The sequence below is a fragment of the Arthrobacter sp. PTI12 genome (assembly GCF_056679915.1).
On record NZ_CM155256.1, the window covers coordinates 883,055 to 898,166 of the forward strand.

The 15,112-nt window shown below is 63.3% G+C and carries 14 protein-coding genes; 10 read left to right on the plus strand and 4 right to left on the minus strand.

What is annotated here, in order from left to right:
* Nucleotides 1-3 precede the first annotated feature (3 nt).
* Entirely contained in the window at nt 4-324 is a 321-nt protein-coding gene (locus AC1MBU_RS04355; protein WP_056546359.1) for a DUF2516 family protein, read from the plus strand.
* Nucleotides 325-338: 14 nt separating this feature from the next.
* Here AC1MBU_RS04355 and AC1MBU_RS04360 read toward each other — a convergent pair whose 3' ends face one another.
* Nucleotides 339-1,061, minus strand: a complete 723-nt coding sequence (locus tag AC1MBU_RS04360) for a class I SAM-dependent methyltransferase (protein ID WP_479789716.1) — start codon at nt 1,059-1,061, stop codon at nt 339-341.
* Between the two features lie 155 nt (nt 1,062-1,216).
* Between AC1MBU_RS04360 and AC1MBU_RS04365 the strand changes: the two genes are divergently transcribed.
* Nucleotides 1,217-1,972 carry a phosphoglyceromutase gene (locus tag AC1MBU_RS04365; protein WP_346028003.1) on the plus strand — a complete coding sequence of 252 codons (756 nt, stop codon included), beginning with the start codon at nt 1,217-1,219 and terminating at the stop codon, nt 1,970-1,972.
* A gap of 80 nt (nt 1,973-2,052) precedes the next feature.
* Here AC1MBU_RS04365 and phoU read toward each other — a convergent pair whose 3' ends face one another.
* Complete coding sequence (gene phoU, locus AC1MBU_RS04370; protein WP_277358019.1) at nt 2,053-2,712, minus strand: phosphate signaling complex protein PhoU; 660 nt, start codon at nt 2,710-2,712, stop codon at nt 2,053-2,055.
* Nucleotides 2,713-2,885: 173 nt separating this feature from the next.
* Here phoU and AC1MBU_RS04375 point away from each other — a divergent pair, with 173 nt between their 5' ends.
* Nucleotides 2,886-4,130 carry a sensor histidine kinase gene (locus AC1MBU_RS04375; protein WP_277358018.1) on the plus strand — a complete coding sequence of 415 codons (1,245 nt, stop codon included), beginning with the start codon at nt 2,886-2,888 and terminating at the stop codon, nt 4,128-4,130.
* Nucleotides 4,127-4,807 carry a response regulator transcription factor gene (locus AC1MBU_RS04380; RefSeq protein ID WP_056546368.1) on the plus strand — a complete coding sequence of 227 codons (681 nt, stop codon included), beginning with the start codon at nt 4,127-4,129 and terminating at the stop codon, nt 4,805-4,807. The genes AC1MBU_RS04375 and AC1MBU_RS04380 overlap by 4 nt, the downstream gene beginning before the upstream one ends.
* Here the strand turns inward: AC1MBU_RS04380 and AC1MBU_RS04385 are convergent.
* Nucleotides 4,804-5,334 (minus strand): hypothetical protein, encoded by a 531-nt coding sequence (locus tag AC1MBU_RS04385; RefSeq protein ID WP_056546369.1) that lies wholly within the window; start codon nt 5,332-5,334, stop codon nt 4,804-4,806. The genes AC1MBU_RS04380 and AC1MBU_RS04385 overlap by 4 nt on opposite strands.
* Nucleotides 5,335-5,601: 267 nt before the next feature.
* Between AC1MBU_RS04385 and AC1MBU_RS04390 the strand changes: the two genes are divergently transcribed.
* From AC1MBU_RS04390 to glgX, 6 genes are all read left to right on the plus strand, one after another.
* Complete coding sequence (locus tag AC1MBU_RS04390) at nt 5,602-6,084, plus strand: CarD family transcriptional regulator (RefSeq protein WP_167990786.1); 483 nt, start codon at nt 5,602-5,604, stop codon at nt 6,082-6,084.
* 437 nt (nt 6,085-6,521) lie between these two features.
* The gene (gene ispD, locus AC1MBU_RS04395; RefSeq protein ID WP_471673529.1) at nt 6,522-7,166 is read left to right on the plus strand and encodes a 2-C-methyl-D-erythritol 4-phosphate cytidylyltransferase; all 645 of its coding nucleotides are present in this window, start codon (nt 6,522-6,524) and stop codon (nt 7,164-7,166) included.
* A complete protein-coding gene (ispF, locus tag AC1MBU_RS04400) occupies nt 7,163-7,651 on the plus strand; it encodes a 2-C-methyl-D-erythritol 2,4-cyclodiphosphate synthase (RefSeq protein ID WP_479788845.1) in 489 nt (162 codons plus the stop codon). Before ispD ends, ispF begins: the two co-directional genes overlap by 4 nt.
* Nucleotides 7,652-7,703: 52 nt before the next feature.
* Nucleotides 7,704-9,167: a cysteine--tRNA ligase gene (gene cysS, locus AC1MBU_RS04405; RefSeq protein WP_479788849.1), complete on the plus strand. Its 1,464-nt coding sequence runs from the start codon at nt 7,704-7,706 to the stop codon at nt 9,165-9,167.
* An 87-nt stretch (nt 9,168-9,254) separates the two neighbouring features.
* The gene (gene rlmB / locus AC1MBU_RS04410) at nt 9,255-10,247 is read left to right on the plus strand and encodes a 23S rRNA (guanosine(2251)-2'-O)-methyltransferase RlmB (protein ID WP_346028007.1); all 993 of its coding nucleotides are present in this window, start codon (nt 9,255-9,257) and stop codon (nt 10,245-10,247) included.
* Between the two features lie 16 nt (nt 10,248-10,263).
* Entirely contained in the window at nt 10,264-12,342 is a 2,079-nt protein-coding gene (gene glgX, locus AC1MBU_RS04415; protein WP_346028008.1) for a glycogen debranching protein GlgX, read from the plus strand.
* On the opposite strand, the gene glgP is transcribed toward glgX, so the two are convergent.
* A complete protein-coding gene (glgP, locus tag AC1MBU_RS04420) occupies nt 12,339-14,951 on the minus strand; it encodes an alpha-glucan family phosphorylase (protein ID WP_346028009.1) in 2,613 nt (870 codons plus the stop codon). The genes glgX and glgP overlap by 4 nt on opposite strands.
* Between the last annotated feature and the right edge of the window lie 161 nt (nt 14,952-15,112).

Below are 15,112 nucleotides of genomic sequence, written 5' to 3' on the forward strand. Positions count from 1 at the left end.
TCCGTGGAAATTGTGCTGCTGACCGAGTTGTGGCTCTTTCGTGTTCTCGGCTACCTCGCGCTCGCCATTGAACTGTGGGCCCTGGTCGATTGTGCCCGGCGCAAGCCAGCCTCCTTCGAGGCTACGTTCAAGCGCACCAAGAGTTTCTGGCTCGGCCTGACTGCTGGCTCTGCAGCGATCGGGGCGCTCACCGCGTACTTCGGCGGTTTCGGCCTGTTCGGACTTCTGCAGCTCGTTGCGATTATTGCCGCCTGCGTGTACCTCGCTGACGTGAAGCCTGCGGTGAGCGAGGTCCAGGGAAGCGGGCCGTACGGCCCCTGGTAGGCCCTGCCTTCATTTCACCGAGGAGCAACTGCGTCCCAGGCAACAGTAATCTCGCCCAGACGCCACCGTGACGGGCCGTCGAGAAGCGGCCATCCGGCGTCGGACATCGCCGAGCACATCCCCAGCCAGCGCTGCCGGTTTCCGAAGGAGCCCAGGGGCGCCGCGTCGAGCCACGCGCGGTCGAGCGCCTGCAGGTAGTCGAATACGCGTTCACCGGGAACGTTCCGGTGGATCAGCGCCTTTGGCAGACGCTCGGCCACATCGGAGGGCACCGCGAATCCGCCGAACCGCAGCGAGATGCTCAGCGACGACGGGCCGTCCACGCTGATCGCCGCCCAGGTGGACCGGCGCCCAATTTCGTCGCAGGTCCCGTCGATAAAGAGCCCGTTCTCCGACAACCGGCTTCGCACACGGTCCCAATGCACCAGGTACTCATCCTCGCCGTACTGGCGCAACACGTTGAACGCTCGGACAACCACGGGACGCCGGCCCTGCAACGGCAACTCGAACCCGCCCTGGACAAAGCTCAATCCCGGCCGCTCAAGCGGAAGCGCAGCGCGGACCCGCCCGGGATCTATCTCCACACCGACCACCTGAACGTCATTCCTCACCGTACGCAGGCGGGTGAAGAGTTCAACAGCCGTGACCGGCGTCGCGCCGTAACCGAGGTCAACCACGAGCGGATCCTCCGCTGTCCGGATGCGCCACGCCTGCGGGCCGGCCAGCCAGCGGTCCATGCGCCGAAGGCGGTTCGGGTTGGTTGTGCCGCGTGTGATCGCCCCAACGGGCTTCGCGGGCTGTCGTATCGGCACCGTTCAAGGTTACGGGTAATGAAACCGCTTGCCGCAGCACATCATGTGCCCCGGCTGGCCAAATACGGCAGACTGGATCCATGACTTCTTACAAACTGATCCTGCTGCGCCATGGCCAGAGCGAGTGGAATGAAAAGAACCTTTTCACGGGCTGGGTGGACGTGGCGCTGACGGAACTGGGCCGCAAGGAGGCCGTCCGCGGCGGCGAGCTCCTGGTGGAGCATGACCTCCTGCCGGACATCGTGTACACCTCGCGCCAGAAGCGGGCCACCATCACCGCCAACCTCGCGCTGGAGGCGGCTGACCGCACCTGGATCGACGTCAAGCGCAACTGGCGCCTCAATGAGCGCCACTACGGTGCCCTGCAGGGCAAGGACAAGGCCCAGACCCTCGCCGAGTTCGGCGAGGAGCAGTTCATGGAGTGGCGCCGCTCCTATGACACGCCGCCGCCGCCGCTCGACGATTCGAGCGAGTACTCCCAGGCCAATGACCCCCGTTACGCGGACCTCGGCGATGATCTTCCGCGCACCGAGTGCCTAAAGGACGTCCTCGAGCGGTTCCTGCCGTACTGGGAATCGGACATCAGTGTTGACATCAAGGCCGGCAAGACCGTCCTTATCGCCGCCCACGGCAATTCCCTCCGTGCCCTCGTCAAGCACCTCGACGGCATCAGTGATGAGGACATCGCCTCCCTCAACATCCCCACCGGCATCCCGCTGGTCTATGAACTGGATGAGGACCTCAAGCCCGTCAAGGCCGGTGGTACCTACCTCGACGCCGACGCCGCCGCTGCCGCAATTGAAGCTGTCGCCAACCAGGGCAAGGCCAAGCACTAGCAGCCGAGCGACGCCCAGCACCCACCCACGACGGCGGCCCGCCTCCCAAAGGAAGCGGGCCGCCGTCGTCGGTGGTTGCATCAGTTCAGCGGAGCGCTGGGCTGCCACTCACCGGTGACCAGGTAGGTGACCTTACGCGCAACGGAGATGCCGTGGTCGGCGAAACGCTCGAAGTACCGGCTGGCAAGGGTGACATCCACGGTGGTAGGAGCGGACGCATTCCAGTCAGCAGCGGCAACCGCCTTGAAGACGCCCGCGTGCAGCTCGTTGATCCGCGCGTTGTGGGTGTTGATCTCGAGGCTCAGCTCGAGGTTGCGCGTTTCGAGCAACTCGGTGACCTTGTTGGCAATCGCAATGTCGAGCTGCGCCAGCTCAACGAAGGTGGGCCGGATGCTCTCTGGAATCACATTCTCCGGGAAGCGCAGGCGGGCCAATTGCGCGATGTGCCGGGCGAGATCGCCCATCCGCTCAAGCGACGCACTCATTCGCAGGGCGCCCACAATCATGCGCAGGTCACTTGCAACCGGTCCCTGGAGGGCGAGTACGTCAATCGCGCGTTCGTCGAGGTCGTTCTGCAGGAAGTCGATGCGTGCATCCGCGGCGATGACTTCCTGTGCAAGCTCTGTATCCGCTGCCTCGAACGCTGTGGTGGCCTTCTGCATGGCCTCCGAAACCAGCTTCGAGATCTCGATGAGTTCTTCGCCGATTTGGTGAAGCTCCGCCTGAAAAACCTTACGCACGTGGGCGTCCTTTCCCTTTGAGGTGCTGAACGGGCGCAGATGCGCAGTCCTGTTCAGCACGTTTTCAGCTGCCCCTTAACTGTTACGCATCTTTAGGTGAACGTTAGTTGAACCACCGGTCCAAAGCCACCGGATCAGCAGGGGTGGGTGCATTCACGGCCTAAGCTGGATCCGTGGATCCTGTACTGCTGATGCTCGTGGCCGGGCTGGTCGGTCTCGCCATCGGTGTGGCCGGCATGCTGGCGTTCCGGGCCAGCGAGGCGCAACGCCGTGCCCGCCTTGATAGTGATGAGCCGGTGCTCCCCAAAGGGGCTGCTGATGTCCTTTCCGTCGTGGGCCGCGCGTATGTCATCGTCGATGGGATCGACGGCGTTGTCCGCGCCAGTCCTGCGGCGTACGCTTTCGGTCTGGTCCGCGGCCACACCATCGTGCACAGCGAACTCCTTGACCTCACCGCACGGGTGCGCCGGGACGGAGTCATCGAGGAGCGCCAGCTGGAACTGCCGCGCGGCCCGCTGGGGCAGGGCACCATCATTGTGCATGCCCGCATCGCGGCCCTCGGCGAGGAATACATCCTCATCCTCGCGGACGACCGCACCGAGATCACCCGCACCGAGGAGATCCGCAATGACTTCGTCGCGAACGTATCCCATGAACTGAAGACACCCGTCGGTGCTATCTCCCTCCTCGCCGAAGCCCTTGATGATGCAGCCTCCGATGAGGTGGCGGTCCGCAGGTTCGCCCAGCGGATGCATAAGGAATCAGGCAGGCTCTCAGCCCTGGTCCAGGACATCATCGAGCTGTCACGGCTCCAGGGAACCGACGTCGTCCGCCGCGGCAAGGCCGTCAATATCAATGCGGTGATTGCCGAAGCAGTGGACCGCAACAAGCTTCCCGCCGAGAGCAAGCAGATCGACATCGTGGTCGGCGGAAAGATCGACGCACCGGTCTACGGAGACCCGGACCTCCTCATGACCGCCTTCCGGAATCTGATCGACAATGCCATCCGCTATTCGCCGGATGGAACCAGGGTGGGTGTTGGGCTGCGCTCACGCGACGGCCTGGCGCAGATTTCCGTTACGGACCAGGGCCTGGGCATCACTCCCGAGGAGCAGGAGCGGATCTTCGAGCGCTTCTACCGCATCGACGCGGCGCGTTCACGGCAGACCGGCGGCACGGGCCTCGGGCTGAGCATCGTGAAGCATGTGGTGTCGAATCACGGCGGTGAAGTGACGGTGTGGTCGCAGCAGGGCCAGGGCAGCACGTTCACCGTCCGTCTGCCGGAGATGGAAACAGCCGACGACGACGGCGCCGGGCCGGCGGCGAGTGTCACCTCGGGCGCGGTGCAGGAGAGCAGGCACGAAAGTGCCGGCAATGACAAGGGCAGCAGTGTCCAGAATCAAGGAGTGAAAGCGTGAGCCGCATCCTGATCGTTGAAGACGAAGAATCCTTCAGCGACCCCCTGTCCTACCTGCTGGGCAAGGAGGGCTTTGACGCCGTCGTCGTGGACAACGGGCTTGATGCGCTGACCGAGTTCGACCGCGGGGGCGCGGACCTGGTCCTCCTCGACCTCCAGCTGCCGGGCCTTTCCGGTACGGAAGTATGCCGCCAGCTGCGGCAGCGCTCAAGCGTCCCGGTCATCATGCTGACCGCCAAGGATTCAGAGATTGACAAGGTCGTGGGACTGGAACTGGGTGCCGATGATTACGTCACCAAGCCCTACTCATCACGGGAGCTGGTGGCCAGGGTGCGCGCTGTGCTGCGCAGGCAGGGTGAGCCGGAAGAGTTGGTCTCAAGCACTGTCGCGGCTGGGCCGGTCCGCATGGATGTGGAGCGCCACGTTGTGAGTGTCAGCGGGGAGCAGGTTTCGCTGCCGTTGAAGGAGTTCGAGCTGCTCGAGATGCTGCTGCGTAATTCCGGGCGTGTGCTGACCCGCGGGCAGCTCATTGACAGGGTGTGGGGCTCGGACTATGTGGGGGACACCAAGACCCTCGATGTCCATGTGAAGCGTCTGCGCGGAAAAATTGAACCGGATCCTTCAAGCCCCCGGCACCTTGTGACGGTGCGGGGGCTGGGCTACAAGTACGAGCCCTAAAGCTCTTCCTCTTCTTCAACAACTTCTTCGATGGGGGTGGGCGGCGGGGTGTAACCGCCGGGAACAAACTCGCGGTACTCCTCGAGCGTTCCGTCGAGGACCGGCACCCGGATACTCTCGCTCTCGGAGTTCACGGTGAATTCGAGGTCAACCAGCGCTCCAGGAATCTCGCTGATGCCTTCCAGAATGCCGTCGTCGCCCACTTCGTCTTCGAAGACATACTTGCCGTTTGCGTCGATGGTGACCTGCGAGTTTTCATTCTCGCCGTCAATCGTTACCTGGACAGGGGAGTCTGACTCGTTGAAGAGAGTACCCAGCAGGGTTCCCGGCTCGCCCTCATCCGACGTGATGATGAGGATGTTGCGCAGAAGCACGGGGCCCACGCGGTCCACGATTCCGTCCGAGGCGGAATACTCGATGGTGGTGGCCTGCTCATTCACTGCGGAACAGCCGGTTGCTCCAAGGAGAGCCAGTACAGCGGTTCCGGCAGCTGCCAGCTGTACTCGTTTCTTCGGGGCACTGTTCACGGCACTAACTCCTGTGGGTATGGTCGCGCGGACCGACGGATAACACTGGTGAACAGCCTATCGGCAAAGAGGGTGATTGTTGGATTTCAACGAAGTTCATCAGCCGCCGGTGACCGGTGGAAGCACCCTCGCAAGCACCAATTTTGCTCTGCGTCAAGAGCGGAATGATATCCAATTGGTCGCTCTTCTCCCCGCTGACCTGCGTAAACGCGTCATCGGCGTGTCGTTTCCGTGATAAACTGATCTGCGGGAAAGGGGTTTATCCACATGGTTTTTGAGGTCGGCGAAACAGTTGTTTACCCTCACCACGGCGCAGCGAAGATCGAAGAGATCAAGATGCGCACCATCAAGGGCGAAGAGAAGATGTATCTCAAGCTCAAGGTGGCACAGGGTGATCTGACCATTGAAGTTCCAGCAGAGAACGTTGACCTTGTCGGCGTACGTGATGTTGTGGGCAAGGAAGGTCTTGAGCACGTCTTCGACGTACTCCGGGCTGAATTCACGGAGGAGCCTACCAACTGGTCACGCCGGTACAAGGCAAACCTGGAGAAGCTCGCATCGGGAGACGTCATCAAGGTTGCCGAAGTAGTTCGGGACCTCTGGCGCCGCGATCACGATCGCGGTCTGTCTGCCGGTGAGAAACGGATGCTGGCGAAGGCTCGCCAGATCCTGATCTCCGAGCTGGCCCTGGCGGAGAAAACAGACGAAGAGAAGGCAGCTACGGTACTCGACGAGGTACTGGCTTCCTAGCAGGAAAGAAAAGGACCGCATAGCTGCGGTCCTTTTCTTATGGCCGGGCTGCTGCTCGCAAGGGGCCTTCGCACACAATCCTGAGCGAGGATCCTTGCGAGCAGCAGTGCTTATTTTCTCAAGTTCGCGCTCGTCGAGATAGCTCGCGGTGCCACTCCCAACCTGACACTCCCCTAGCCGCGCAAGCGGCGATAATCCAAGGCGTGGTAGCGGAGACCAAGGCAGCGAAGATGGCAATAACCGCTAGGAACAACCCCACGCCCGCGCCGGCGAAGCAAATCACTATGGCAGGACCAGAGGTTCCGACCTATGGTCCTGCGAGCACACAAGCACTACGCTCTGCGTGCTTGGCAAACTATTGGCGTATCGTCTGGTTAGTGGTGAATCCTAAGCAAGCCATTGTTCTTGTTGCGGCTGGTTCCGGTAGCCGCCTCGGAATGGGCGTTCCCAAAGCGCAAGTGCGTATCGGCGACGCCACCATCTTGGAGCACGCCCTCCGAGCATGTCTGGCATCTCGAATTGATGCCCACGTGTGCGTTGTTCTCCCGCCTGGCGACGATACTTTGCGGGCAGTAGTTGATCACTCCGGCGGGCCATCGGTGACCGTAGTTGAGGGGGGCGTGACACGTCAGGCATCAGTGCGAGCGGGCTTATCCACCCTCCCTTCAACGGTCCGGTACGTGCTAGTTCATGACGCGGCTCGCGCACTGACGCCACCAGAAGTATTCCGGCGTGTGTTGCAGACGCTCATGGACGGCGCAGAAGCGGTCACTCCGGGTGTCGCGGTAGCTGACACCATCAAGAGCGTGAGCGACGGCTGGGTTGCGGCTACCCCAGCTCGCGCCGGACTGCGGGCGATCCAAACGCCGCAGGGATTTACTCTGCAGCTCCTGCGGCGTGTGCATTCGGAAACGAGCGATGCCGACATCACCGACGACGCGATGCTAGTCGAGTCACTCGGGGTGCCTGTTCGTGTAGTTGAGGGCCACCCCGAGGCCTTCAAGGTCACTACGCCCCTTGATCTGATGCTCGCCGAAGCGCTTGTGCGCCGGGCTCGCGAACACGCAGGGGAGCAGCAGTGAGCGCTAATCTTCCACGCACCGGTATCGGCATCGACGTCCATGCCTTTGCGCCCGATGACCAGCCGCGCACGCTGTGGCTGGCCGGGCTTCAATGGCCGGGCGAGCGCGGGCTGGCCGGCCATTCCGACGGCGACGCCGTTGCGCACGCAGCAGCCGATGCCCTGTTCTCTGCCTCAGGAACAGGCGACCTCGGCACCAACTTCGGCACCGACCGTCCCGAATATGCCGGTGCGTCCGGCGTCCTGCTCCTGACGGAAGCCGCCCGGATTGTTCGCGCCGCTGGCTTTGAAATTGGCAATGTCGCCGTCCAGCTGGTTGGGAACCGTCCGCGGTTCACGCCCCGCCGCCCGGAAGCGGAAGCGCTCCTCTCTGCGGCGATCGGAGCATTGGTCAGCGTCTCGTCAACCACCAGCGACGGACTGGGTTTCACTGGCCGTGGTGAGGGAATAGCGGCGATCGCCACCGCCGTCGTCGTTCAGCTCTGACACTTCGCCGGCGGCTGCCGGCCGGTGCCGCCCGATTCGGTAGTCTGGATCGGTGAGCCTGAGATTCTATGACACCGCAACGGCAGTAATCCGAGAGTTCACACCGGTACATCCCGGGGAAGCGCGGGTCTACTATTGCGGGGCCACCGTCCAGGGGATGCCGCATGTGGGGCACGTCCGTTCCGCAATCGCCTTCGACCAGCTCACCCGCTGGCTGCGTATCCGCGGTTACGCGGTGACCGTGGTCCGGAACGTCACGGACATTGATGACAAAATCCTTGCCAAGTCCAAAGCCTCCTTCGAGGAAGTGCCCACAGATCCGGACGCTGTGCCCAACGAAGAGTGGTGGGCATTGGCCTACCGCTACGAGCAGGAGTTCCTTAAGGCGTATGACACCCTAGGCGTGCAGCGGCCCACCTATGAACCCCGCGCCACCGGGCACATCCTGGAAATGCACCAGCTCATCGGGCAACTCATCGACCGCGGCCATGCGTATCCGGCTGCGGACGGCTCAGGTGACGTCTACTTCGATGTGCGGTCCTGGCCTGCTTACGGCAGCCTCACCAACCAGGACGTTGATGACATGCAAGCCGCACCGGATGTCGAAGCGCAGTTCAGCAACCGCAAGAAAGACCCACGTGACTTCGCTCTCTGGAAGGGTTGGAAAGAGGGCGAACCGGAGACGGCGGCGTGGCCCAGTCCGTGGGGCCCGGGCCGTCCCGGCTGGCACCTTGAGTGCTCTGCGATGGTGACCAAGTACCTTGGCGCCGAGTTCGACATCCACGGCGGCGGCCTGGACCTGCGCTTCCCCCATCACGAGAACGAGATGGCGCAGTCGCAGGCCGCAGGGCATGCCTTCGCCCGGTTCTGGATGCACAACGGGATGGTGACCTACGAGGGCGAGAAAATGTCCAAGTCGGTGGGTAACACCATCAGCCCGGATGAGATGCTGCAGCTCGCCGACGCCAGGGTAGTCCGCTACTACCTGGGCCAGGCGCATTACCGCTCCGTTCTCGACTACCGGCCCACGTCGCTCCAGGAGGCTGCTGCCGCCGTCGAACGCATTGACGGGTTCCTTGCGAAGGCGGGTACAGCAAAGTCGAGTGACGGGGGGAGCGCGCCGCGGTGGCAGGACCTACCGGAGGCCTTCGCCGAGGCCATGGACGAGGATCTGAATGTTCCCCGCGCACTCGCTGTCCTCCACGAGACGGTGCGTGCCGGCAATTCGGCGCTGGCAAACAAGGACGACGACGGCGCCGCCCGGGCAGCAGCCGCAGTCACCGCCATGACCGCTGCGCTGGGGCTTGATGATGCGAGGTCGGCCGAAGGGAACCGGGAGAGCCCGGAACACGGAGCCCTCGACGCCCTGATCCGATCGCAGCTCAGCGAACGCGCCTCGGCCCGCGCAGCCAGGGACTGGGCCCGGGCGGATGCCATCCGGGACGCACTGGCGGGAGCCGGCGTCGTGGTCGAGGACTCTCCGGACGGTGCGCGCTGGAGCCTCTCCCGCGACTGACGGTCCCGAAAATCGGCAGGGGAGGGACCAGGCATCCGCCCGCGTAAACTGGACTGACGCAAGTCCCCTATCTGAAGGTGTTTCCCCATGGCCAACCCCCACGGACGTCCTGGTGCTATCCGCAAGACCAAGAAGGGTCCCACCATCGGCACGGGCGGCCACGGACGGAAGTCGCTTGAGGGCAAGGGGCCCACGCCCAAGGCTGAAGACCGCCCGTACCACAAGTCGCACAAGAGCAAGCAGTTGGCTGAGCGCTCCGCCGCAAAGCGGCTTGCCGGCAGGGTAGCTCCCGGCCGGTCCAAGGCAAAGCCGGGGGAAGAGTACGTCACCGGGCGGAACGCCGTCGTGGAAGCGCTACGGGCCGGCATCCCTGCCAAGGCACTGTATGTCGCCATCCGGATCGACGTGGATGACCGCGTCCGTGAGTCGCTCAAGCTAGCAACAGAGCGCGGCATTCCCCTCATGGAAACGGGTAAGCCTGAGCTGGACCGTCTCGCGGACGGCTCCGTTCACCAGGGCATGATGCTGCAGATTCCGCCGTATGAATACGCAGACGGCCTCGACCTCGCCAGCGAGACCATCGCCAAATGGAAGAAGGGGCACATCAGCCAGGCGCCGCTGTTCGTGGCGCTGGACGGCATCACTGACCCCCGTAACCTCGGCGCCATCATCCGGTCGCTGTCCGCGTTCAGCGGCCACGGCGTTCTTGTGCCGGAACGGCGCTCGGTCGGTGTGACGGCTTCCGCCTGGAAAACGAGTGCCGGAGCGGCTGTGCGGGTACCGGTTGCCCGTGTAGGCAACCTGAACTCCACCCTGAAATCCTTCAAGGACATGGGCATTTTTGTTCTGGGGCTGGACGGGGATGGCGACGTCTCGTTGCCGGAAATCACCCTCGGCGTCGAGCCTGTATGCCTGGTGGTGGGTTCAGAGGGCAAGGGCCTGTCACGGCTGGTGCGGGAGAACTGCGACCAAATCGTGTCCATTCCGATTGACTCCGCCATGGAATCTCTGAACGCTTCTATGGCTGTGGGCATCAGTCTCTATGAAATCTCGCGTCAGCGGGCGGCCGAAGCCCGTTAGGAAACGAATTCCCCCTATGAGCCTGACCACCGAGATCACCCAACGTTCCCAAGCTTTCCCGCTGGGGGTCCGCCGGTGCGCCGGAAACCAGTCGAACCTGTTCGACGTGGCCGTGTACGCACCTGACCTGGATACAGTGGCGGTTCATTATCAGGACTCTCAGGGCAGCTGGAACGCCGTTGTGCTTCCGGAACTCACGGACGGGGTTCACCACGGTTTGGTGGAGGGGATGGGCGAATCCTCCAGGTACGCGTTCTGGCCTGACGATGCGCCGCTGCAGGGTGAGCCCGGCACATCGCAGCTGTTGCTGGACCCGTACGGCCGCGCCATCGACACCGTCCGGGTGGATGAAAACCCGGTCTACTTCTCCGTAGTGGTCGATCAGGCGTTCAACTGGGGCTCATCCCGCCGTCCGGGTACCCGCTGGAGGGACAGCGTTATTTACGAGGCGCACGTCAAAGGTCTCACGCAGCTGCACCCGGATGTGCCTGAGGAGCTCCGCGGCACTTACGCGGGCCTGGCTCATCCGGCAATGATCCGGCACCTGTTGGAGCTTGGAGTTACAGCCGTTGAGCTCCTGCCGATCCACTTCCACATTGATGAGCCCCACCTGGAACCGCTCGGGCTGAGCAACTACTGGGGCTACAACACGCTCGGGTTTTTCGCGCCCCACCCGGAGTACGCCACTGAGGCCGCACGCGAGGCTGGACCAAAAGCGGTGCAGGACGAGCTGAAGGGCATGGTCCGGCTCCTCCACGAGGCCGGGATCGAGGTCATCCTCGATGTTGTCTACAACCACACCGCCGAGGGCCCGCAGGGCGGCCCCGCACTCTGCTGGCGCGGGCTGAGTGAGATGAAGTACTACCGCCACCACGACGACGGCCGTTACCTCGACACCACCGGTTGCGGAAACACGGTCAATTTCACCGAACCGCGCGTAATTCAGTTCGCGCTGGACTCTCTGCGGTACTGGGTCGACGAGTTCGGGATCGATGGCTTCCGCTTTGACCTCGCCGTCGCCCTCTGCCGGGATGAAAGCCACCAGTTCACGCCGCGCCACCCCCTGCTGATCGCCATCGCCGCAGACACCGTGCTCAGCGGTGTCAAGCTGATTGCTGAACCGTGGGACGTCGGCTACAACGGCTGGCAGACGGGAAACTTTCCCCAGGGCTGGGCGGACTGGAACGACCGCTTCCGGGACACCGCCCGCGACTTCTGGCTGTCGGACCAGGCGGCCCTGGCCGAGGGACGGCGCGGCGGCACCGTGGCACGCCTGGCCAGTTGTCTGGCCGGCTCAGCCGAGGTGTTCGGCCGGTCCGGTCGGACGGCGGTGTCTTCAATCAACTTCGTCACCGCCCACGACGGCTTCACTCTGGCGGACCTGACGGCCTACAACCGGAAGCACAACGAGGCCAACGGCGAGGCCAACCGCGACGGACACAACGACAACCGCAGCTACAACCACGGTGTCGAGGGACCAACGGAGCAGGAGGCCATTCTTGCCGCCCGTTCCCTCACAGCCCGGAACCTGATGGCTACGCAGCTGCTCGCGCTCGGGGTCCCGATGATCACGGCCGGCGATGAGTTCGGCCGCACCCAGCATGGGAACAACAACGCTTACTGCCAGGACAATGAACTGGCGTGGGTCCACTGGAACCACAACGAGGACGCTCGCGGCATGCTCACGGCAACACGCGAACTGCTGCGTATCCGCCGGGAGTTCCTCACCGAGCAGCCCGCCGGATACCCCGCGCGGGAAGATACCTCGTACCTGCTCTGGTTCAACGCGGACGGCGAGCCGATGCGCCAGGAGCAATGGTCGGATCCTGAGTGCCGGACCGTCCAGCTGCTGCTTGGATCGCCCGGCGGGGACGTCGACGGTCTGATTGTGGTCAATGGACATCTGGAGGACCGCAGCCTGGTTCTTCCCACGGCAGCAGCACTGCATGGGCTGGGTTTCCCCGAGAGTCAGAACCAGATGTTCGAGCTGCGGTTCACCACAGCGGATGCCAACGCAAAACGCCGCGGTGCCCGTCTCTGTGGAGGAGAAACGGACACCGCGGCGGCGAACTCAGTAACTGTCTATCGCGTTTAGGCGTTCACCACGAGTCCAAGTTCAGCCCGGGAAGCAAGGCTCTCGTGTTGGGGCAGCACGCGGACGGTGTACCCGAACGAGCCGGAGTGGTCAATGACAATCTCTCCACTGAACAGGAACCGTCCGCGGCCCAGATCCTCGCCAACCTGAAGATCCGCTACGGCTACCTCGCTCAGGTCGTCACTATCGGAGGCGCGGCCGTAGACCACTTCCACCGACACGTCTTCGGGCCCTACGCTACCCAGCGAGACGTAGGCGTTGACGGTGAGCGTGTCTCCGATCTGTGGTTCCTCGGACACACCAAGCGAGTCAACGTGTTCAACCTGCACGGCAGACCAGCCGTCCTTGATCTTCGAACGCCAGGAGGCCATCTGCTTCGCCGAGCTGTAGCCGTCGCGGACTGCCAGTCGTCCTGCACGGCAGGCGGGCTGGTACAGCTGGCCTACATAGTCCTGGAGCATGCGCTCGGCGGAAACCGCAGGGCCCAGCTTCGCCATGGTGTGCTTGATCATCGACACCCACTGATGCGGGACGCCGTCGCTGGACGGTGACGAGGGACCGGCAGCGCTTACGCCCGGTGCGCGGACCGTGCTGTAGAAGCGGGGAGCCACCTGCTCTTCGATGAGGTCATACAGGGCTGCTGCCTCGATGTCGTCACGCTCGTCGGCGGAGGCACCGTTGTTGGCGGTCGGGATTGCCCAGCCGTTGTCGCCGTCGTACATTTCATCCCACCAGCCGTCCAGCACCGACAGGTTGAGCCCACCGTTGATGGCTGACTTCATCCCGGACGTCCCGCACGCCTCGAGCGGGCGGAGGGGGTTGTTGAGCCACACATCGCAACCCGGGAACAGTGTGCGTGCCATGGCGATGTCGTAGTTCGGCAGGAACACAATCCGGTGGCGCACCTCGGGGTCGTCAGTGAACCGGACGAGGTCCTGGATCATGCGCTTGCCCTGCTCATCTGCGGGGTGCGACTTTCCTGCGATGACGAGCTGGATGGGATTGGTGGGGTGCAGCAGAAGCGCCTTGAGGCGGTCTGCATCGCGCAGCATCAGGGTGAGCCGCTTGTAGGTGGGTACGCGGCGCGCGAATCCGATGGTGAGCACGTCCGGGTCGAGGACACTATCCGTCCAGGCCAGCTCGGCGTCGGCTGCGCCGCGCTTCTTCCAGGAAGACCGCAACCGGGAGCGGACATCATCGATGAGGTTGGAGCGCATGATCCGCCTCAGCCGCCAGATGTCGGCGTCCTCAACGTCATACACGCGTGCCCACTGCGGGTCCAGCACGGATTCCGCGCCGAAGTTCTCCCGTGCGAAGTCGGCGATGAGGGGGTCCACCCAGGTGGGTACGTGGACGCCGTTCGTCACCGAGGTGATGGGAACTTCCCGGGAGTCGAAGCCCGGCCATAGTCCCGAGAACATTTCGCGTGACACCTCGCCGTGCAGCTTGGCAACACCGTTGGCGCGCTGCGCCAGCCGCAGGCCCATGACCGCCATATTGAACTTCGACCCGTCACCGCCGTCGTAATTTTCTGCTCCCAGTTCGAGGACACGCTCGGTGGGAACGGAAGGCGCCAGCCCAGCATCGAAGAAATGCTGGATCTGTGCCCGTTCAAATCGGTCAATACCGGCCGGAACCGGGGTATGTGTGGTGAAGACCGTAGATGCACGGCCGGCTGTCAGAGCTTCCTCCCAGGACATCGGCTGCTCATTGGAGGAGTCCATGAGCTCGCGGATGCGCTCAATGCCGAGGAACCCGGCGTGTCCCTCGTTGGTGTGGAAGACCTCGGGGGCGGGAAGACCGGTCAGCCGCTCGAAGATGCGCAGTGCCTTCACTCCGCCCATACCCAGCAGCAGCTCCTGCTGCAGACGCTGGTCGCCGCCGCCGCCGTACAGGCGGTCGGTGACGTTGCGCGCCGCTTCGTCATTGCCTGGAACATTGGAATCTAGGAGCAGCAACGGAACGCGCCCGACGTCGGCCCTCCAGATGTGGGCGCGCAGCTCACGCCCGTTGGGAAGCGGGAGCACTACCGTTGCAGCGGCGCCGTCCTCCTCACGGAGGAGCGTAAGGGGGAGTCCGTCCGGGTCGAGGACGGGATAGGTTTCCTGCTGCCATGCGTCGCGGGAGAGGGACTGTTTGAAGTAGCCCGCTTGGTAAAGAAGCCCGACACCGACCAGCGGCACGCCCAGGTCGGATGCCGCCTTGAGGTGGTCACCGGCCAGAATGCCGAGGCCGCCGGAATATTGGGGAAGCACAGCGCTGATGCCGTACTCGGGGGAGAAGTAGGCGATGGACTTGGGTGCGTCCTCACCGAGCGATTGGTACCACCGTGGCTCTGACAGGTACTGCTCCAGGTCAGCTCCGAGATCCTGAATCCGCGACACCAGTTCCTGGTTCACGGCAATACGCTTCAGCTGCTCCCGGGTGATGGATCCGAGGAACTGGACGGGATCGTGGCCGCTGGATTCCCACGCCTCGGGATTGATGTCATGGAACAGTCTCGCAGTAGGCAAATGCCAGGACCAGCGCAGATTGCCAGCCAGCTTACCTAGGGGAGCGATGCTCGGCGGAAGAACGGTACGGACAGTAAACCTACGGATTGCCTTCACGTTGGGTAGGTTAGCGTACATTTCCGAGCCGGAGTACGTCTTGGCCCCTCATGTGCGTAAACGCTTGCAATGTGAAGTGCAACACTTGTCCCCTTTAGAAAGTCGCCTTAGCAATCTGACGCGATAATGGATAACGTCTAGTCTGTGACCACTTCGAGCGA